The organism is Alkalihalobacillus sp. BA299 (genome assembly GCF_017745675.1).
Lineage (GTDB): Bacteria > Bacillota > Bacilli > Bacillales > Bacillaceae_F > Alkalihalobacterium.
Map to the genome: position 1 here is coordinate 110,378 of NZ_JAFLJM010000002.1, position 19,044 is coordinate 129,421.

19 protein-coding genes and 3 riboswitches are annotated in these 19,044 nt (G+C 36.2%); of the genes, 1 reads left to right on the top strand and 18 read right to left on the bottom strand.

Annotated elements, in window-relative coordinates; genetic code table 11:
- Positions 1-10 precede the first annotated feature (10 nt).
- Positions 11-1,366, top strand: coding sequence for a recombinase family protein (locus tag J0N78_RS03085; protein WP_209121562.1), 1,356 nt, complete (start codon positions 11-13; stop codon positions 1,364-1,366).
- On the opposite strand, the gene J0N78_RS03090 is transcribed toward J0N78_RS03085, so the two are convergent.
- From J0N78_RS03090 to J0N78_RS03170, 18 genes are all read right to left on the bottom strand, one after another.
- Positions 1,323-1,928: a hypothetical protein gene (locus tag J0N78_RS03090; RefSeq protein WP_209121563.1), complete on the bottom strand. Its 606-nt coding sequence runs from the start codon at positions 1,926-1,928 to the stop codon at positions 1,323-1,325. The genes J0N78_RS03085 and J0N78_RS03090 overlap by 44 nt on opposite strands.
- Positions 1,929-2,154: 226 nt before the next feature.
- Positions 2,155-2,283, bottom strand: a complete 129-nt coding sequence (locus J0N78_RS26075) for a hypothetical protein (protein ID WP_280637165.1) — start codon at positions 2,281-2,283, stop codon at positions 2,155-2,157.
- Between the two features lie 51 nt (positions 2,284-2,334).
- A riboswitch (cyclic di-GMP riboswitch) is annotated at positions 2,335-2,430 on the bottom strand.
- A gap of 385 nt (positions 2,431-2,815) precedes the next feature.
- Positions 2,816-3,670, bottom strand: coding sequence for a DegV family protein (locus J0N78_RS03095; RefSeq protein WP_247747092.1), 855 nt, complete (start codon positions 3,668-3,670; stop codon positions 2,816-2,818).
- 428 nt (positions 3,671-4,098) lie between these two features.
- The gene (locus tag J0N78_RS03100) at positions 4,099-4,410 is read right to left on the bottom strand and encodes an STAS domain-containing protein (protein ID WP_209121565.1); all 312 of its coding nucleotides are present in this window, start codon (positions 4,408-4,410) and stop codon (positions 4,099-4,101) included.
- 18 nt (positions 4,411-4,428) lie between these two features.
- Positions 4,429-6,534: a FapA family protein gene (locus J0N78_RS03105; protein WP_209121566.1), complete on the bottom strand. Its 2,106-nt coding sequence runs from the start codon at positions 6,532-6,534 to the stop codon at positions 4,429-4,431.
- Positions 6,535-6,546: 12 nt separating this feature from the next.
- Positions 6,547-7,389 carry a PP2C family protein-serine/threonine phosphatase gene (locus tag J0N78_RS03110; RefSeq protein ID WP_209121567.1) on the bottom strand — a complete coding sequence of 281 codons (843 nt, stop codon included), beginning with the start codon at positions 7,387-7,389 and terminating at the stop codon, positions 6,547-6,549.
- Positions 7,389-7,706, bottom strand: a complete 318-nt coding sequence (locus J0N78_RS03115; protein ID WP_209121568.1) for an STAS domain-containing protein — start codon at positions 7,704-7,706, stop codon at positions 7,389-7,391. Before J0N78_RS03115 ends, J0N78_RS03110 begins: the two co-directional genes overlap by 1 nt.
- 13 nt (positions 7,707-7,719) lie before the next feature.
- Positions 7,720-9,294 (bottom strand): methyl-accepting chemotaxis protein, encoded by a 1,575-nt coding sequence (locus tag J0N78_RS03120; RefSeq protein ID WP_209121569.1) that lies wholly within the window; start codon positions 9,292-9,294, stop codon positions 7,720-7,722.
- Positions 9,284-10,348 carry an alpha/beta hydrolase family protein gene (locus tag J0N78_RS03125; RefSeq protein WP_209121570.1) on the bottom strand — a complete coding sequence of 355 codons (1,065 nt, stop codon included), beginning with the start codon at positions 10,346-10,348 and terminating at the stop codon, positions 9,284-9,286. Before J0N78_RS03125 ends, J0N78_RS03120 begins: the two co-directional genes overlap by 11 nt.
- On the bottom strand, positions 10,341-11,300 hold the full coding sequence (locus tag J0N78_RS03130) for an ATP-binding protein (protein WP_209121571.1): 960 nt from the start codon (positions 11,298-11,300) through the stop codon (positions 10,341-10,343). Before J0N78_RS03130 ends, J0N78_RS03125 begins: the two co-directional genes overlap by 8 nt.
- Before the next feature lie 16 nt (positions 11,301-11,316).
- A complete protein-coding gene (locus J0N78_RS03135) occupies positions 11,317-12,018 on the bottom strand; it encodes an SDR family oxidoreductase (protein ID WP_209121572.1) in 702 nt (233 codons plus the stop codon).
- The gene (locus J0N78_RS03140; RefSeq protein ID WP_209121573.1) at positions 12,008-12,841 is read right to left on the bottom strand and encodes a 6-carboxytetrahydropterin synthase; all 834 of its coding nucleotides are present in this window, start codon (positions 12,839-12,841) and stop codon (positions 12,008-12,010) included. Before J0N78_RS03140 ends, J0N78_RS03135 begins: the two co-directional genes overlap by 11 nt.
- A 16-nt stretch (positions 12,842-12,857) precedes the next feature.
- Positions 12,858-13,427: a GTP cyclohydrolase I FolE gene (gene folE, locus J0N78_RS03145; protein WP_209121574.1), complete on the bottom strand. Its 570-nt coding sequence runs from the start codon at positions 13,425-13,427 to the stop codon at positions 12,858-12,860.
- 104 nt (positions 13,428-13,531) lie between these two features.
- A riboswitch (cyclic di-GMP riboswitch) is annotated at positions 13,532-13,616 on the bottom strand.
- 122 nt (positions 13,617-13,738) lie between these two features.
- Entirely contained in the window at positions 13,739-13,930 is a 192-nt protein-coding gene (locus J0N78_RS25645) for an aspartyl-phosphate phosphatase Spo0E family protein (RefSeq protein ID WP_280637166.1), read from the bottom strand.
- A 155-nt stretch (positions 13,931-14,085) separates the two neighbouring features.
- Positions 14,086-14,388, bottom strand: coding sequence for a fascin domain-containing protein (locus J0N78_RS03155; protein ID WP_209121575.1), 303 nt, complete (start codon positions 14,386-14,388; stop codon positions 14,086-14,088).
- Positions 14,389-14,455: 67 nt separating this feature from the next.
- A complete protein-coding gene (locus tag J0N78_RS03160; RefSeq protein ID WP_209121576.1) occupies positions 14,456-16,147 on the bottom strand; it encodes a sensor domain-containing protein in 1,692 nt (563 codons plus the stop codon).
- A 218-nt stretch (positions 16,148-16,365) separates the two neighbouring features.
- Positions 16,366-16,454: riboswitch (cyclic di-GMP riboswitch) on the bottom strand.
- 389 nt (positions 16,455-16,843) lie between these two features.
- Entirely contained in the window at positions 16,844-17,551 is a 708-nt protein-coding gene (locus J0N78_RS03165) for a response regulator (protein WP_209121577.1), read from the bottom strand.
- A 76-nt stretch (positions 17,552-17,627) separates the two neighbouring features.
- Positions 17,628-18,749, bottom strand: coding sequence for a sensor histidine kinase (locus tag J0N78_RS03170; RefSeq protein ID WP_209121578.1), 1,122 nt, complete (start codon positions 18,747-18,749; stop codon positions 17,628-17,630).
- Positions 18,750-19,044: the final 295 nt, after the last annotated feature.

Below are 19,044 nucleotides of genomic sequence, written 5' to 3' on the forward strand. Positions count from 1 at the left end.
AGGTGAAAATATGAAAGCTGCTATTTATATTCGCGTATCCACAGCTGAACAAGTTGAGAATTACAGCATTGAGTCGCAAAGAGAACGTCTTGAGGCCTTTTGTAAGTCTAAAGGATGGATTATTTATGAGACTTATATTGATGGAGGTTACTCAGGAGCTTCTATAGATCGCCCTGCTCTCCACCAATTATTAAACGACCTAAATCAAATTGATGCGGTTGTTGTTTATAAGCTAGATCGTCTATCTAGATCACAACGAGATACCTTGACGTTAATTGAAGAGCATTTCTTGAAAAACGATGTTGATTTTGTATCTATTACAGAAACGCTTGATACGTCTACACCGTTTGGAAAAGCAATGATAGGTATTTTATCAGTATTCGCCCAATTAGAGCGTGAGACCATCGCAGAACGCATGAGAATGGGTCATATAAAAAGAGCAGAAGAAGGTTTAAGAGGAATGGGAGGGAATTATGACCCAGGTGGTTATATACGTAAAGATGGTGAATTAGTTATTAACCAGGAAGAAGCCCAACACATTCAACTGGTATTTAACCTTTATGAACAATATCACTCCATTACAAAAGTACAAACGCATTTAAAAGAACTAGGCGAGCCTGTGTGGCGTTTTAGACGATATAGAGATATTTTATCTAATCGTCTTTATATTGGCGAAGTAAGCTTTGCTGGAGAGCATTACAAGGGTCAACATGAAGCAATTATAACTGAAGAACAATTTAACCGAGTGCAGGTACTTTTAAATAGACATAAGGGACATAATGCGCATAAAGCAAAAATGAGTTTATTTTCAGGTTTAGTTCATTGTGGTATCTGTGGTGAACCTTATGTAACATATCAAAGTACTGACAGACGAGGCGATAAGGTTTATAAATATAAATATTACATTTGTAGAGCTCGCCGCTTCCCTTCTGAATATGAAAAGAAATGCATGAATAAAACATGGAGCCTTCCAGATCTTGAAAGAAAGATTATTAATGAAATTAAAATGATTTCTACAAATAAAAAACATAATGATAAAGAAATCAAAAAAATCAACTATTCAAACTCAATAAAAAAAGTGGACGAAAAAATAGAACGTGTAATTGCTTTATATGCGGATGGATCCATTGAAAAGTCATTATTGAATAAACAAATAAAAAAATTGGATGAAGAAAAGAAATCCTTATTAGAAGCTCAAAGAAAGCAAGAGGATCAGTCAAATATAAATATTTCAACCAAACTCCTGGAACGATACGCTATAGACTTAAAAGATGCTGAGTTTGATGAGAAACAGGCAATTATTCAAAAATTAATTGATCATATTACGGTAAATGGAGAGAACTTACAAATTGAATGGAACTTCTAGATTTTTCAGCGTATTCATTTCCAGCTATCCAGACGGCCCATATAAGAAAAGGTGTCTTTCCAGCAATCGCGTCCACCAATTTTTCTGATGCAACGGACTGCTCTGGCGATAATTCACCGTTCCAAGCAAGTACGGGCTCCTTCACTTCATACGTAGGTAAAGGTCCAATCCAGCGGACAAGCGGCGTACACTGTGAAACTCGCCCTAACATAATGCACTTACGGCAGTAGCTGCACAGTTGAATGCACCTTGCGCACATAAAGGAAGCAAACCGATCGTTTTCCTCATTCCCACAGCGGGCACATGCCGGCCGATCTGAGCTAAATTTAATTCCATAGGTATATTCGATGTATCCATTGCGGTAATGTTCATCGATGTCTTGGAGGGTAAAAGGAAGTTCATCAAGAAGAAGTTCGCGTCCAGATAAAAAGGATTGCATTGAAGAAGAAAAAGGAAACTGAGCGTTTAGAGGGAGCGAGGGTAAAGAAGGAAGATTTCCAATCGAGGTTGGCGGTATTACCACTGACGAGTAGACGACGTTTTTTAACAGCGGTTCAGGCACGAGGTATTCTCCCCTTGCAGACGCTACAATTGCAAAGCGCAAAACGGTTCACCACCTTTATTCAATTTACACACACTATATCTAAATTAGCCATTTGGGCGTAAATTCCTTTAAAAATAAAAAAAATCTTAAATTAAAATTGCGATGCGATTTGGAGCTGTGTGGCTGTCAAATTGAAGATTAAAAAAACTTCCGCATTCTTTTAACGCGAAAGTTTTGATGGTGATTAGAGATTAGATCCTAATATGGCAACTACAGCCCCTACTAATATCGCCACGACTGGAATGACAACAAAATTCACCATTAATTGTTTTCGTTTTTTTCTTCTTTGAACTTCCTCAGGTGTTAAATACACTTTCCTACCTCCACTACTTTAAATTCCATCATACGGAGGACGATCTTATTCTTCGGTAGCTGGCTGGCATATTGAAATGCACTGCATTCCAATGAAGCCCCTGTAGTTTTGCGTCATCATTTTTCAATGATTTTGCCCTTATCGTATGATACCTTTAATATATCGACATTCTACGACAGATGTTTAGACATTTTTTTTGACTTTTTAGTGAAAATTACTTAAATTTTAGCAGCTACCTTTTGCTATTTTGAGCATTTTCTCCTACATTGGATGAGCATAAATAAGCAAAATATATAGTTTGGTAGGGTTTTTTTCAACTTTTGCTGTTTTATTTTCAAGTTCATGACTTTTATTTTTAACTTTTTAGCTTTTATTTTTAACTTTAGGTCATTTAAAGATTTCTCGTCATTATCAGACATACTTCGACGTTTTTTAGTCTCTTGCCCACGTAACCTTTTAGTTACCTTAATCATTTCCTACCCACAAAAAAACAGCCGAACACTCCCACTCGTGTCCAGCTGCTTTCTTTCCATTATTCTTTTCCGATGTACCAGCTAATACCGAGGCTTCCCTCGCCTAAATGCGTTCCAATCACTGGGCCGAAGTAGCTGATCGAAATGTCAGCTTCACGGTATTTTGACCGTAGTTCGTCAGCGATCTTCTCTGCTTCATTTAAACGGTTCGCATGGATGACCGTGATTTGAACCGAACTGTTTCCAGCGATTTCATCATTCAATAAACTGTAAATTCTTTGTAGTGCTTTTTTCTCGGTACGAACCTTTTCAAACGGCTGAATTTTTCCATCCACAAAATAAAGGACAGGCTTGATTTTCAGTATGCTTCCGACAAAAAGCTGTGCGGTGTTTAACCGGCCACCACGATGAAGATGATTTAAGTCGTCCACCATAAAATAGGCATTAATTTGCCCTCTCATATTTTCAAGAACAGCAAGGAGTTCATCAATATTTTTTCCTTCGTTTGCGAGTTCAGCAGCTTTAAGAACAAAGTACCCTTGCGGAGAGCAGCTAATTTTTGAATCAAAGCCCTTTACTATAAAGTCTTCTACCATTTCGGCAGCACTCATCGCCGACTGGTATGTTCCGCTAATCTCGCTCGATAATGTAATACAAATAGCGGCACTATAGCCATCTCGCTTTAACTGTTCAAACAGCTCGGCAAACAGCCCAATCGCTGGCTGAGACGTCTTCGGCAAGTTCTCTGTTGATTTCATTCTTTCGTAAAACTGACTCGCTGTAATCTCTACCTCTTCTTGAATCGATTCTTCTCCAAAAACCACATTTAACGGAACCATTTTGATGTGCTTCTGTTCGCGTAATGCTTCAGGCAAATAGGCTGTACTGTCTGTGACGATTGCAATTTTACTCAAAACCATGACCTCACTTTATGTAATTATTGTATATGTAAAAGGAATCATTTTTTCATAAAAGCAGCAACCTGCGCCCTATAGAATTCGACAATCTAGTCTAATTTCCTGCACGAAGGGCCTTTTCTGTTTACCAATTTTTCTAAACGCCACCCGGCATATCTCTAGTAAAACTATGAAGTACAACTCGGACAAAATATTTGGAGTGTAAGACTGATATATCCAGAGTTAGAACCGATATATTTTCAGTTAGACCGATATATCCAGAATTAGAACCGATATATTTTCAGTTAGACTGATATATCTACAATTTGACCAATATATCCAAAATTCAATCGGTACCTCAAAAATTTCAACAATTAATCATAAATAGGCCCAACCAAAATTGAGCCTGAATTAGTTGTTAGAGGTTTTTACGAGCCTTTTATAGACTACCGAAACACACTCTCTCCGAGGATTTCGGGTAATTGGATCATATCAAAAACATCCATGACCTCCGTTTTTACCTCTGTAATGGTAACTTGTATTTCTTTTTCTTGTAACGCTTTGACAGTGTTTAGCAACAGTCCAATCCCAGACGAATCTATAAATGGAACACTACTTAAATTTAAACTAACTATACTATATTGTTCCAATTTCGGAATTAGTTCTAATTCCATAACCTCTGTACTATCTATATCTAAGTCACCTGTTAATTTGACTTCAAGACCTTGATTGATTTCATTAAGCTGATAACTAATCATCTAATTCCCCCCAGAACCTTAATCAAATACGATTCGTTCATCTTGATCGAGACGCGCAAGCACGCGATAGGCTGTCTCTTTAAAATTATATCTCACATTCCCTATTTTAATAGTAGTTCCTTCCATCGCTTTTACGATTTTTATTTGCTGGTCGCTCGGAGCAGCGACCAAAGTAGGCGTGCCAATCTCAGAGCCAGCTTCCATAATATCAACTCCTAATCTTCCGTACACCTCTCCGCCACGAATGATCCCATTAATCTTTAGAAATCCCCCAGCGTGAATTTTAGTATTAACACACCCTTTACCTGTAATTCTGACGTTACCACTACAATACAGGCGGCTGTTAGAAACACTTGGTATGGATAGATAGGAATTCGGCTCAACTGGAATTTGACTCAATTCGTGCAACTCTTTCATTTTTTGTGATAATTGAAGCATTCGTTCTTGAGTTATCACCTCATTAGTTAACGATAAGAACAGCTGTGATAAAGCAACTGCCACTTCTCTCCATTCATCGTCAGGTAAATGATCTTCTCCATTTCTTACAACAGAAACATATTGTTTCGCCATAGATGCAAAATTTTGAAACTTTTTCTCTAATAAAATTGAAAGTAATGGTTTTAATCCACCCCTTGAAAAGTCGGTATCTTTAAAGGCAGGAGAGCAGGTTAATTGTTGAATCAACATAAGCATTTTCTCTACATTTTGGTGTAAAATTCCTAATAAATGTCCTAGTTCGGTTACGAGTAGATTACTTTTCCCTGCTGAAACTTCTGATCCTACTATATTTCCATAAGTTATTATTGCACCTGAGGCAATTACCGTCGCTCTATTAATTTCTTTATGGACGATAATATCTCCTTCTTTCGCTTCTACAATCATACTTTCATCAATATTGCCTACGATTTCAACGTCTCCAGAGAAATGAATGTTACCAGAAGTTAAATTCACATCTCCATAGTGCATATGCTTTGGCATAATAGCAGCTTTGACAAAATATCCTCTCATCTCAATTTTTGGACGTCCCGCTTCCAGCGCAATAATTTTATCATCTAAAATAGAAATCCCGCGCCCTACTTTTAGCGCAACCGGAAATGTTTGTTTTGCTGGAATAGTTTCATTCGTTACTGTATAACCACATTCGCCCGGTATAGGCGGATGAATGATAGCGATCACTTGTCCACTTTCAACCGTAGGGATCGAGCGGATTTCGTGATAGTCTACACTACCATCTTCATCTTCTACAGGACCTACTTTTTCCTCTAGATCCATTTTTGGTTCAACCCACCCATCTCTCCCAGGCTTAGGCTCTTTACCTGTCGCAATTTCATATGTCCCTGGTTCTGTAGCTTCGGAAGCCTTCACCATTTCATTATGGTTAAAGCCATGGATGACTCGTAGCGCTCTTAATTTCTCGACTATCGTTCCATAGGTTAAGCTATTGTGAACCTCTTTCTTTTCCTCTACTTCGATTTGAATGTGCTGTGCAGGTTCAATATCTGGGATGCTGCGAAGGATCTTATAGCCTGGTTCAACACTTAATTGCACTTTTAATTTATGATCATCGATCGAAGTGTGCCATTTGGTTCCTTTTTCTTCGTGTTCGACTTTCATTTCATAATGGTCGTTTTCTGTGATAATCGTCGTTTTCTCCGTAACTAACTGGTGATTTTTATACAGTTTTATCCCCTTAGTTAGGGTAACCATTGGAAAGTGATCCGGAGAAGAGCGGCAATATAGCTTCCCGTTTTCAACCCATACTTCTCCTAAACGGTCTTGAGAAATATCATGCTCATCTCGATCCTTATTTTGTCCTTCATCAATTAACGACGGTTCTATTTTTTCTAAGTTAGGACTGGGAATTTGTTCGACCATTTCTTCAAGAACGGCAAATGGATCGCGTGGTCCGCTAGGCTTTTCCGATCCGCTGGACGCATCGGTAGAAGAAGCTTTTTCAATTTTCGTTAACTTGACAATCGCTTCCTTAGAACGAATGCCTAGAAAACCTTTCTTTTCATATTGTAGGATTTCAATGTTTACTTCTTTTTTCGTTGCTTCTAATAAATCTAGTCCTAAATTAATCGCCTCAGTAATATTCTTTCCTTTGGAAACAATACTTTGCATACTTCCCCCCACCTAATCACTTATAACTGGTGAATTTAAGCTTGTGATATTTGACTTTTCGCAAATCAACTTCAGTACAACCATTGTAATATCATCTTTTTGTGCGGCTCCATCTGTAAAAGTATGAACCGAATCGATGACACTTTTCTCAATTTCTCCTACAGCGCTGTCTTGATTTTCAACTAAAGTTTTCATTAATCGCTCTAATTGATATTGTTCCCCATCGTTGTTTTGCGCCTCTATAATCCCATCTGTATAGAAAAACACCGTATCATTGTTACTTAAAGTAATCATCCCTTCTTTATAAACCTGATTCGGGAGACCTCCAACCATTATGCCTGAAACTTTTGGCAGCTCTTTAACCATTCGGTCTTTTCCATTAATATATAAAGGCATGTTATGGCCAGCATTCGCATAAGTTAGAACTTCAGTTTCAGGATCCCAATCCGCACAAAATAATGTAACAAAAGACTTTAATGTTCTTAAATCTTTATATAATGCTTGATTCATTGCCGTAAGAGTGGCTCCAGGACTCGTCATACTCTCAGCGGCTGTCCGAAAAGCACCTCTTGTCAAAATCATCAACATTGCTGCAGGGATCCCTTTTCCCATAACATCTCCGATCACAATACGAATCTTTCCGTTGACTAAAGGGTAAAAGTCGTAATAATCCCCTCCAATTAACCTGGCTGGAAGAGAAGAACCAATAACTTCCCCTTTATCCAATTTTGGAGTTGTCCCATTTAATAATTTCGATTGGATATTTTTGGCTAGATTTATTTCTCGTTGCAACGTTTTATCTAATTCCTCAGAGTTTTGTTTTATATCGGAAATAGATAATCCATCATAATACATCAAACGACCTCCCCTTGTACCACCTCAAGAATCTGGTAAATTCCAATCATTTCAAAAACTTGGTGGGTTAACTCATTAATTCCTTGAAGTTTCAATTTAAAACCTTTTTCCTGTGATAAATGAATGGCATTCATTATGGAACCAATCCCTGTAGAGTCAATAAACTCTAATTCACTAAAATCAAAAATTAATAATTTAAAAAATTCAATATCTTCAAGATAAGGGTCAATATTGTTTGTAGTAGAAATATCTAAGATCCCCTTGAGCTTCAATATAACTGTCGTATCTAGTATTTCTTTTTCCACAGTTAAATTCATGACTTTCCCACCTTTATAGTTTAAATTCGTTCATTTGTTCAATTAATGTATTGGATATATCAGACAGTTCACTAGACTGGTCATGTAAAGATTTAAGTAAATCAGATAATGTTATTGTCATTTCTGTGGTAGCTGCTGTTTGTTCATTTGTTAATTGTCTCATGACTTCGACTTTTTCAATTACTGAAAAAACATTATTATTTTCTTTATATTGTTGTAATACTTCTTCTAATTCATCTAAAAAAGTAGTAATTTCAAGTAACTGTTCTCTAGATTTGATTGTTGTTTCAGTTGATACCTCATACATTTTTTCAACAGAGTGAGAGGCTTCAGCTTCTAATATTACAGAAAGCCGTTGAGTTTTAGTTGCTTGCTCCTGAGTATCCTTTACAAGCTTATTTAATTTATCTACCATTCGATTCGTGCTTTGAGATAAATTTTCTAACTCATTACTATCTTTAATTTCACTTTTTGTAGTTAGGTCCCCAGACTCTAGTAATTTTATCTGATCAATAATTTTCTGAATGTTTTCGTAGATTCGATTAAAGAAACGGGCTGTTAGAAAGAATAAAACTAATAATGAACCTAAACCTGAAACTATTAGAATGATTGAAAAACTATAGAGTGGGCCACTCATCATCTCATAGTCCAAAGCAATGTAAATCACACGTTCATCATTTACAGGTAAAAACATTTTGTAGATTTTCTTATCCTTAACTTTATGAACGTAGTTAATCTGTTTTGGTTCTTCGATCATACTGAGTAATTCTTTTGTATCCCGTTCATCTTTGTATTCATAGTCTCCGAATTCTACTTTTTTCTTTGGTGGATAAAGTTTTACTTCTAAACTAGGATCTTTAAAAACTAGGGGATTTAAAACAGCAATTTCTTCTACATAAGGATTTTGATCATAGATTTTATCTATCCAAGCATCCGTTCCTACTTTTTTAGTGAATTGGTAAACTTCGTTAGCTTCAATGTAAGGGTCAATAATATAGTTTGTACCAGGGGGATGATAATATACATACTTAAAAAAAACTGGTTCATCTTTGTGAGAACCTGATTGAGCAATAGGTAACGCGAGAATGTTCTCTTCGGTATAAGCTCCTTCTAAATAAGGTTCTTTTCCATTCAACATATCTTCATGAAGTTGTAAATGCCCAAAGTCTTTAAAACTAAACCCTATTTCCTCTGGCTCCGTTGCTCGAACCCCAACTATATTGCTGCCGTCTTCTGTCCTTGCAAAGATAGTTAGACCGGCTAATTCAAATTGGTCGCGAATTTCAATTAACTTTTCATTAGTAATTTCATCAATTGTATATCCTTTTAGCAGTTCTGCTATGTGCTTAGAATATCCGATCATTTTTAAATTCAATTGGTGTTCAATTTCTTTTGTAGCTTCTTCTGTTTCTGAAATCCCTTGTTGTATAGTTTGAGCAATTAATGTTGCCTGATTTTCTACGTTACGGTTAATTTCCTGATTCATTAAGTATAATTGCAACCCACCTGAGAATAAGGCAATAACAATTAATATCGAAAACATCCGTTTAAGGAATTGTTTGCGTAGGGACAGCTTTTTATCTTTCATATTGTATTTCCCTTTCCATAATTGATTGTTCAAACCATTGAATAGAATTTTTCCGAATATCTCCTAGTCTATTATTGCAACAATGCTTTTCCCCCTCGTATTCAAAGAGTTGACTGTTATTTGGTAATTTTTTATAAAGTGAATACATCGCTTGTTCTGGAATCATTCGGTCTTGTAAGCCATGAAATAAATAGACTGGATTGCAGAAAGTAAGCTTATTAAAATCAGGTACACCGTCATCTTCAATGAAAGAATAAAGCCGACCGCTAAAATAAGTTGAAAAGTGCAATGTTCCAAAGGGAAATCCAGGACTAACTGCTACTGATTTTTTAACTTTATGATGGCAACTAGCATATACTGACCAAGCACCACCTGAACTTATACCGAAAGTATAAATAGGATTTTTGGGAAAAAGCTTAACAGTATAAGCAATTACTTTATCCGCAAATCGTTTTATTTGTTCTAGTGCGGCTTTACCATAACCAGATACATAGGTTTCACCTTGGCCCGGACCATCGAAACTAACAGTAGCATAACCAGCCTCAATAAAATCAGATTCATAAGTAAAGAGTTCTTCTTTGGATGAATCAATTGGATTAAAGATGATTACACATCCTTTTATATTACGAGGAATACGTATTCTCCCTACGCAAATATGTTGATCTATCTGTAATGCTGCATACTTTGTTTCAACCGAAGATAAAGAATCTGCATATAGAAATATATCCTTACACTCTTTAAACCATTTTCTTTTTTCATTTATCGATTCAGGATAAATCCACTGAGCTAAGTTATAATACAAAGACGAATTCCTGTACATATACTCTGCCTCTTTAAGAAATCCTCGATTTTCTAGTGTCAAGGCAATTCTCTTTTTTTCTTCAGCACATTCAATCCAAGTAGAAATCCAATCATTTAAACTCTTTATTTCGGGACACTTTGTTAATAAATCATCTTCATCTACCCCATGAACTAACCATCGTTCCCAAAAACCACTACTCAACTGAGCCATTTTAATTGTCTGGTCGATAATCATTTTATAACTATTATTCATTATTATTTCCTCCTTCCTTATTCAAATCAAAAGACAGAATAAGGATTGATCCGCTTGATGATGTGTATAATAATACTTGTTTAGCCATTTTCATCATCAATGTAAAACCTTGCCCCAATGATTTTTTAGATGAATACCCTGCTAGAAGAGTTGTTTTGGGTAAATCCTTAAGTGGAAAGCCTGGTCCTTTATCTTCAATAACAAATCGAATTTCACTTTTCTTTAAGTCTTCTACTACAGTCATTTTCCCCTCTTCAGCATGTTTTATTGTGTTTGTAATTGCTTCGGACAATACCAATAGCCAACTCATAGATTTGGCTTTACTAATCCCAAGTCGTTCAAGACTTTCTTTTGCCTCGTTCCGTCGTATCGGTATATCAGAACGTTCTTTTATCGTTCCTTCGCAAATGACATTCCCTATTTGATAGTCTTTTATCTCGTCTTGTGAAATAAGTAAAAACTGCCCTTGTGTAGCTGCGAAAATGACGTCCCGATAGACCTCCCATTCACTATTATCTTCTTGTGCGAATGAAACTACGTCCTCTTGGTTTAATTGGGGCAAGGAATTTGAAAATATGTCTTGTTTATGCATATCGTATGCTTTTAACATTGCATTTTGGATATCATTTCTTACTGCCAAACCCTTTATTTTTTGTGGAATATCTTGTTTTTGTTCGTGCCATTCCAACAATTGTTCACTTAATTGAAGGATTAACTCATTAGATTGGTTTGTATTTGAATTCAATAATGAGAATGTTCTTAAAGATTGATAAAAAAGTTTATCCCCTTCTTCTACATTTAGATCTAGATACTGACTAATTTTCCTAGCTAAATAACCTCGTTTAGTTCTAAGGTCACATTCTGAAAATGTTAAATCCGAAGGGAGAGACGGAAAATCACTTTGGTAATCTGTAGTTGAACCTTTAAATACTTTTTCTAAAAACCGCCTCAACGAATGCCCCTCCTTTTTATAGGATTCCTAAAGGTGGCATAATTGTAACTTCATCAATATGAGCCCCTGCCGGTTGATTAATTAAGTAAAGCAAATGCTTGGCAATCGTCTCTGTTGGGATCATGTTTGACATGTCTGGTTTAGGGTCAATATTCTCCCAAAAGCTACTGCTGACTGCACCTGGAAGAATAGCTGTTACTTGAATACCGTTTTGACGAAGTTCGGCTTGAAGTACCTTTGTTAAGCCTAATACTCCAAATTTAGACGATGAATACCCTCCGCACCCTGGTAAAGCTGTAATTCCTGCTATTGACACTAAATTTAAAATATGCCCGGATTTGCGCTCAGCCATATGTTTACCAAAATATTTACAGGAAAGGTATGTACCACGCAGGTTCACCGAGATCATTTTATCGAAATCGGCAGTTGAAGAATCTATGATACTTGCAAACGTCCCTACACCTGCACCATTGATCAAAACATCAACCGTTTGAAATTCTTCAATAGCACGTTTATAAAAAAATTGAACTGACTCTTCATTACTTACATCTAAAGGTAATTTCAAAGTATTTTCTTTTCGCTCTTCTCTGTTGCTGCGGCTGCCTAATACAAGATTTGCTCCTGTTTTTTGTAATAATTTAGCAGTTGCTTCACCAATCCCTTTACTAGAACCTGTAATCACAATCGTTTTACCTGCTAGCTGCAGATTATTTTCCATAACTCTCCTCCACTTCTGATCCGTAATATTCAAAATAATTTTTTTCAGTTTCATATAGTCCAATTTTAAAGAGGTTTGTCAGCTTCGGAGAAAGCAGGTCCCAAATCACGACAGCCACGTTTTCTGATGTTGGATTTAAATCTTTAAATTCCTCAGTATCTAAATTTAAATGTTTGTGGTCAAACCTTTGCGATATTTCTTCATCCACAATTTTGTCAATCTCAGCAATATTAGCGATCATACCCGTTACTGGGTCAGGTACTCCACTAACAGTTACTTCTAAATAATAGTTATGACCATGACCATAGGGGTTGTTACATTTTCCGAATAGTGCAAGGTTTTCCTCATTGCTCAGGTGTTCACTGTGTAAGCGGTGGGCAGTGCAAAAGTGATATTTTCTTGTTAATCGAACCATTGGTGTAGTCTCCTTTTCAGAATATAAGAAATCATTTTCATATAAACGAATTTTATGCAATGTACAATTATCTATTTTGCCGTCCAAAGAGTCCCACAAGTACGAAACAATTTTTTCCGTCGTCGGGATGTTGTCTACAAAATAAGGATTTTCTTTATTTAAAAATTTCCCATCTAATTGTTTTTGAATGAAAGATTTTACAACTCGATCGATATTTGTAATGTTTACGACAATACCAGATTTACGTTCTAGCTCCCCTTTTACCATTACCTCTAAGGTATAATCATGTCCATGTCCATTTTTATTACTACAAGGACCAAATACCTTTTTATTTTCTTCTTCACTCCACTCGTCGATACGATAAGAGTGTAATGCTGAAAAGTACATTTTTCTTGAAAGGTAAAGCATTAGATGATACCCCCTATCAATCTCTTAAAAGAGCTCTTTCAAATTCTTCTGCCAATGCGACATTCTCTTTAAATACGCCTTTTTTTATCGTTGTTACCGTTGAACTTCCTGGTTTTTTCACCCCTCTTGCACACATGCATAGATGCTGGCCTTCAACGCTTACAATCACACCTTCTGGTTGCAATACATTCATGACAGCGTCAGCAACCTGTTGTGTCATCCTCTCTTGAACTTGTGGTCTTTTTGAAGCAAGTTCTACTAAACGAGCAAATTTACTTAAACCTACTACTCTACCATTGGGAATATAGCCGATATGTGCTTTTCCAAAAAACGGGATTAAATGGTGTTCGCAAAATGTATAGTAAGATATATCCTTTACAACAACCATACCTTCATAATCTTCTTCAAACGTAGTTGTTAGAGCAGTTTCTGGATCGATTCCTACCCCTTCAAATACTTCTCCATACATTTTTGCAACACGCTTTGGTGTATCCAATAATCCCTCACGTTTTGTATCTTCACCAATAAGCTCTAAAATGGCACGAATATGTGTTTCTAATAATTCCTTTTTTAATTCAACTGACATCACAAAACCTCCTATTTTTCTTTTCAATAACAAATAACCCACCAAAAAGATTGGCGGGCTATGAATAAAGCGTAAATTAATACTACTTTAATAATCCACTCCTTTTCGGTAACTCGGCAATCATAGCTTTACAGCCTTAGACCCGTAGCTTTGCGTCCTTATTTTTCAATAAGTTTGCCATTATCGTAGGCATATTCTCTTATATAATTTATATCGATATTTTCCTCAAATTCTTTAGTGGGAATTCATACCTATATAGCAATTTGCTATAAAAATAAATCCTCGCTGAAGGTAATGTTAAATATTAAACTCTATATCCTGATAGATATCTTATGTTTATTATCCCCATTGGCATATAGCCTTCTTTTAATATTAAGTAATTCATCGAGTTCTTGACTGCATTTAACTGTAGCACGATTACTAAGTCCCTTTGTCATCCCTACCCTAATCATTTCTATTCTTTTCATTTCTATAGCCGTCTCTAGTTTTTCTTTATTCCTCATTAGAATTGTACACCTCGTAAATACTTAGATTAGTTTCATAAGATGACTATAGATATACGCTAAAAGTATTATGTGGAAATTCACATTAAATGAAAATAGGTCAAAAAAAAACATAAAAAAGCAATTTATCTTTTTACACCTTATAAGGGATAGCTTTAGGTAATTTCTCTAACCGAAAACCTGATCCTTGTCTTCAATAAACAACTCATGACCATTGTTGGATTAAATATTTTCTTTTCAAGGAGCTCTTTTGCTTTGTTCCGGCTTGTTGGTATATCGGAACGAGTCTTTATCATCTCTTCACTTAGTATGTTTCCTAATTTATATTGAATTATCTCAGATTTTGATATAAGTAATTCATGACTATTACTTACTTTTTGATCGACAAGGGAAGGTTTCGCTAATGAAAAATAATACAAAAAATCTTCTTCATCACTTATGCCGAGACACGTACTCATTTTCTTAGCAAGGAACCCCCTTTTCGTCCGAAAAGTGTAAATCCAGGGTCATAGTTATTAGTTATTATTAGTGAACCCACACGCTTTGCACTTTTTGTTTACACTCTTGCACTTTAGCTTCTAATTTACTAGCTTGTACTGGTTTACAAATGAAATATCCTTGTCCCTCGTCACAATGATGGTCCTGTAAAAATAGTAATTGCTCGGTCGTTTCAATTCCTTCGGCAACAACGTTCAAGTTTAAATTATGCGCCATGGCAATAATTGTTTTTACGATCGTTTCCCCATTACTATTCGTAGAAATGTCTCGTACAAAAGATTGATCGATTTTCAGCGTATCTATCGGGAAATCTTTTAAATAATTTAAGGAACTAAATCCTGTCCCGAAATCATCGATACTAATTAATACGCCAAGTTTTTTTAGTTTATTTAATGTCACAATCGTCTGTTCCATATTAGCTGTCATACTTTCGGTAATTTCTAACTCTAACAACTGAGGAGGAAGTTCTGTTTCTTCAAGTACTTTTTCAACGACTTGAACCAAATTCGATTGATGGAATTGTCTCGCTGACAAATTAACAGCTACGACAGTAGATAACCCCTTTTCATACCAAACTTTATTTTGTTTACACGCCGTTTTTAAAGCCCACTCGCCGATCGAAAAGATTAAACCTGAAGCCTCAGCAATAGGGATAAATTCACCTGGTGAAATCAACCCCCACTCAGGGTGGTTCCAACGAATTAAAGCTTCTACACCTAGTAACTCCCCTGTTTTTAAATTCACTTTCGGCTGATAATGCAAATGTAATTCCTCACGAGCAATGGCATGATGAAGCTCCATCTCCATTTTCGATGGAAGGATATTTCTAGCATCTCCTGGTGAATAAAAATGAAAGGTGTTTCTACCTTTTGCCTTTGCTTGATACATCGCAAAATCTGCATGCTTCGTAATTTCTTCAACGGTTTCGCCATCGTCTGGAAAAAAGCTAACACCAATACTTGGAGACGTGAAAATTTGCAGCTGGTTAATCGTGATTGCTTTAGATAATACCTCCAAAATCATTTGCGTTACATTGTTTACATCGTCCCGCTCGACATCCGATAGGATAATAATAAATTCATCGCCACCTTGCCGAAACAAACGGTCTTTTTTAGTGAGACAAGACTTTAAACGGTTCGTAACCTCTATTAGTAATAGATCCCCTACATGATGCCCCATACTTTCATTAATCACTTTGAAGCGATCAAGATCAATAAATAATACAGCGATCCTATTATATTTTTTCAATTGTTTAAAAAGCTGATGTTCATACTGCGTTCGATTAGGTAGCCCAGTTAAAAAATCGTGATTGGCCATATATTGGATTTCCCGTTCAAATTTTTTCCGTTCGGAAATATCTCGAAAACTAACAATAATTCCTCTAACATGATGATCATTAAGAAGGTTAGTAGCCCTAACTTCACAGTGCAACCAAATTCCATCTTTTCTTCTAATTCTAATTTCAGTATTTTTGTTAATTTCGGGATGATCCATAATCGTTTGATAGAGGTGAAGAGCGTTATGTAAATCGTCATAGTGTACAATATCAAAACAATTAGAACCTACTAAGTCTTTAGAGGAGTATCCTAACACTCTTTCTATCGAAGGACTTTCATATTGAACGATGCCATTCTCGTTTAAAACAACGATCACATCAGAAAAATGTTGAATAATCGCTTCAAAGCCTATTTCGCTTTGAAGAAAGGGTAACTCTCGCATTAATATCACCTCATTTACCTAATTGGAGTTAAAAAGTAAAATGCTTCATGACAAGAAAAAAATTCAATGATCTATTTCCGAAAACATTCAAACGATGATTTGCATAAAAATTCAATTGACTGTTCGTATTCTTATAACCCAATTACCTATTCTTGATAAACTCGAATACGTAAGGGCAAAAAAAATAGATACCGCAAAAGGGTATCTATCGACCTATTTCCGGCAACTCGGCGACCATGACATTAAAAAATGCTTTAGGCCCGTAGCTTTGCGTCCTTACCTTTCGATAAGTTTGCCACTATCTTCATAGTATTAAATTACTAACATAATTATACTATATTTAGTAAAAATGTCTATGTTTTTTACAAATTTCGTCATTATTATATTATTTCCAATTATGAAAAAACGAGTAATTTGTCAGATTTTATAGGAAAACTAGCTTACTTTCATTTAATAAAGTGACTTACTTATTAGAGAGCGATCGGATTTCGGCTGCTCACTCAAACGCTTGGTATAAACGCCAGTTGCTTAGGGAACACTTTTGTCCTTTTTCGTCTTATTCAATGCTGTTTCAATAATGTGTTTTAAGAATACAAACAAAAACGAGCACCCCTGCACAATGCAAAGATGCCCGTTTCTTAATATAACTATCTTATACCAAGAAGCTGTCTTCTAATAAATAGCTTGCCTATAAAACTATCGCACCATAACCCATCCGTTTTTAATGGATTCTACAACGGCTTGTGTTCGGTCGTTTACACTCATTTTTTGTAAAATGTTACTTACGTGATTTTTTACTGTTTTTTCACTGATGAACAGTGCCTCACCGATCATTCGGTTGCTGTAGCCGTCGGTCATCAGCTGAAGCACTTCGCATTCACGACGCGTTAAAATATGAAGCGGCTTGCGATATTCAACTTCGCGGTAACCGATTTCAGAAGAGTCGGTTTCATCTTCGTTGGCCAAACGGCGATAGTCCTTAATGAGGTTATGTGTTACTTTCGGATGAATGTAGGCTCCACCTTCACCAACGACTTTCACCGCTTGAATTAGGGCGTTTGCATCCATCTCTTTCAATAAATAACCAGCAGCACCCGTTTTTAAGACGTGCGTCACATACGACTCGTCATCGTGAATCGACAAGATCAACACTTTTACATCTGGGTATTTTTGAATAAGTTCACGTGTCGCTTCCATTCCATTGACTTTTGGCATGTTAATATCCATTAAAATAACATCCGGCTGATGTTCTTCAACAAGGGCTAAAGCTTGTTCCCCGTCGTCGCCTTCAGCAACCACATCAAAATGGTCTTCCATCGCTAAAATGCGCTTTACTCCTTCACGGAAAAGTTGATGATCATCGATGATGACAATTCGAATGAGTTTTTCTTTATTAATCTTCATGGTTTCACCTCTCATTAACGTTAACTGCTTCTATTTCGACCTCTTTACTTGCATTATCGGTAAAATTTTCAAGCCATTAAATAGGTAATTCGATCAAAATCGCTGTACCTATATTCAGCTTTGACTGGATCGTCATTGCGCCTTTTAGCATATTGACCCGCTCTTTCATTCCGAGTAATCCAAAGGACCCTTCTTTTTTTACAGATTGATCAAAGCCTTTCCCATCGTCCTTAATTATAATTATAACTCTGTTCAGCTTTATTTCAATTTTAACTTGGACCTCTTTTGGATCTGCATGCTTATAGGCATTTTGTACTGCTTCCTGCACAAGTCGAAACAAAGCAACTTCTAGTCTCGGTTGTAAGCGTCTTTCTTTCCCTAGACTTTTGAACCTTATTGCGATACCTGAATGCTCTTCAAACGTATTTAGGTATTTGGCAAGGGTTGGAATTAACCCCAAATCATCAAGTGCCATTGGTCTTAAATCGTAAATGATTCGTCTCACTTCAGAAAGGGATGACTTTACCATTTGTCGTAAATCTTTAATTTCTTTTAACGCAGCTTCAATCCCTTTATCTTGGTACGTTCGTTCAATTAATTCAGAACGGAGCAAAACATTGGCTAACATTTGGGCTGGTCCATCATGAATTTCGCGTGAAAGCCTTCTTCTCTCATCTTCTTGAGCCTCGATGATTTTCAAGCCAAACTCTTGTTTTTCTTTTGCTTCTTCTAATTGTTCCCCTAATTGCTGGATGTCGCTAGATAGGAAGTTATAGACGACTGACATTTGTCCAACTAATCGCTCGGCACGATCTACCGTTTCTTTCAGTTGAACTAATCGCCGTTCGATCGAATCTCGTCTTTCTCGCAAACGCATTTCCTCTTGTTGTAAAACGGCTAGCTGAACTTGAAATTCATTTGCTGTTTCATAGGCAGCTTTTACTTCATCTTTACTATATTTATTGAAATTTTTACTAACTTCAGCAAGACGATTTCTAGAAAAACGGGCATGTAATTGCGTTCGATCATTTTTTTCGATCACTTCAGCAACCTTCAAACGTACTTCTCTAAGTTCTTCATTTAAAATGGAAAATTCTTTTCGCGATTGCTCCCCAATTCGGAAGACTTGCTCCCGACTTTCATTAACAGTCTCTATTGTTTTCTTGATGATGACCTCTAATTCTTGTGATTGTGCCATTGTGCCCACCAACCTTACATTTCCCTACGATCGTGATTTTGGGAGTAGATATAATGTATCTTCTATTATGACACGGAATTGCTTTCTACTATATATGATCATTTTACCATACTCCTAAGGGGACAAGGACACATTTAGCTTAACATTCTTTTATTACAGTACTGTTTCGATTATATGTAAAACTGTGGTATGATTTTTATACAGAATATACCATTATTTGTCCAATTTAGAAAAGCGAAAGGTGTCTGCTTATCGGCAACAAGCGCTGGAGGACCAGCAATTAGTGTCCTGACTT

Bases quoted from the DNA above. Each gene is read 5' to 3' on its own strand.
- J0N78_RS03165 (WP_209121577.1), bottom strand. From the start codon at position 17,551: ATGAAGATTAATAAAGAAAAACTCATTCGAATTGTCATCATCGATGAT.
- J0N78_RS03170 (WP_209121578.1), bottom strand. From the start codon at position 18,749: ATGGCACAATCACAAGAATTAGAGGTCATCATCAAGAAAACAATAGAG.
- J0N78_RS03125 (WP_209121570.1), bottom strand. From the start codon at position 10,348: ATGAATAATAGTTATAAAATGATTATCGACCAGACAATTAAAATGGCT.
- J0N78_RS03110 (WP_209121567.1), bottom strand. From the start codon at position 7,389: ATGTATTATGATGGATTATCTATTTCCGATATAAAACAAAACTCTGAG.
- J0N78_RS03160 (WP_209121576.1), bottom strand. From the start codon at position 16,147: ATGCGAGAGTTACCCTTTCTTCAAAGCGAAATAGGCTTTGAAGCGATT.
- J0N78_RS03085 (WP_209121562.1), top strand. From the start codon at position 11: ATGAAAGCTGCTATTTATATTCGCGTATCCACAGCTGAACAAGTTGAG.
- folE (WP_209121574.1), bottom strand. From the start codon at position 13,427: ATGTCAGTTGAATTAAAAAAGGAATTATTAGAAACACATATTCGTGCC.
- J0N78_RS25645 (WP_280637166.1), bottom strand. From the start codon at position 13,930: ATGAGGAATAAAGAAAAACTAGAGACGGCTATAGAAATGAAAAGAATA.
- J0N78_RS03140 (WP_209121573.1), bottom strand. From the start codon at position 12,841: ATGCTTTACCTTTCAAGAAAAATGTACTTTTCAGCATTACACTCTTAT.
- J0N78_RS03115 (WP_209121568.1), bottom strand. From the start codon at position 7,706: ATGAATTTAACTGTGGAAAAAGAAATACTAGATACGACAGTTATATTG.
- J0N78_RS03100 (WP_209121565.1), bottom strand. From the start codon at position 4,410: ATGATTAGTTATCAGCTTAATGAAATCAATCAAGGTCTTGAAGTCAAA.
- J0N78_RS03120 (WP_209121569.1), bottom strand. From the start codon at position 9,294: ATGAAAGATAAAAAGCTGTCCCTACGCAAACAATTCCTTAAACGGATG.
- J0N78_RS03155 (WP_209121575.1), bottom strand. From the start codon at position 14,388: ATGAGTACGTGTCTCGGCATAAGTGATGAAGAAGATTTTTTGTATTAT.
- J0N78_RS03135 (WP_209121572.1), bottom strand. From the start codon at position 12,018: ATGGAAAATAATCTGCAGCTAGCAGGTAAAACGATTGTGATTACAGGT.
- J0N78_RS03105 (WP_209121566.1), bottom strand. From the start codon at position 6,534: ATGCAAAGTATTGTTTCCAAAGGAAAGAATATTACTGAGGCGATTAAT.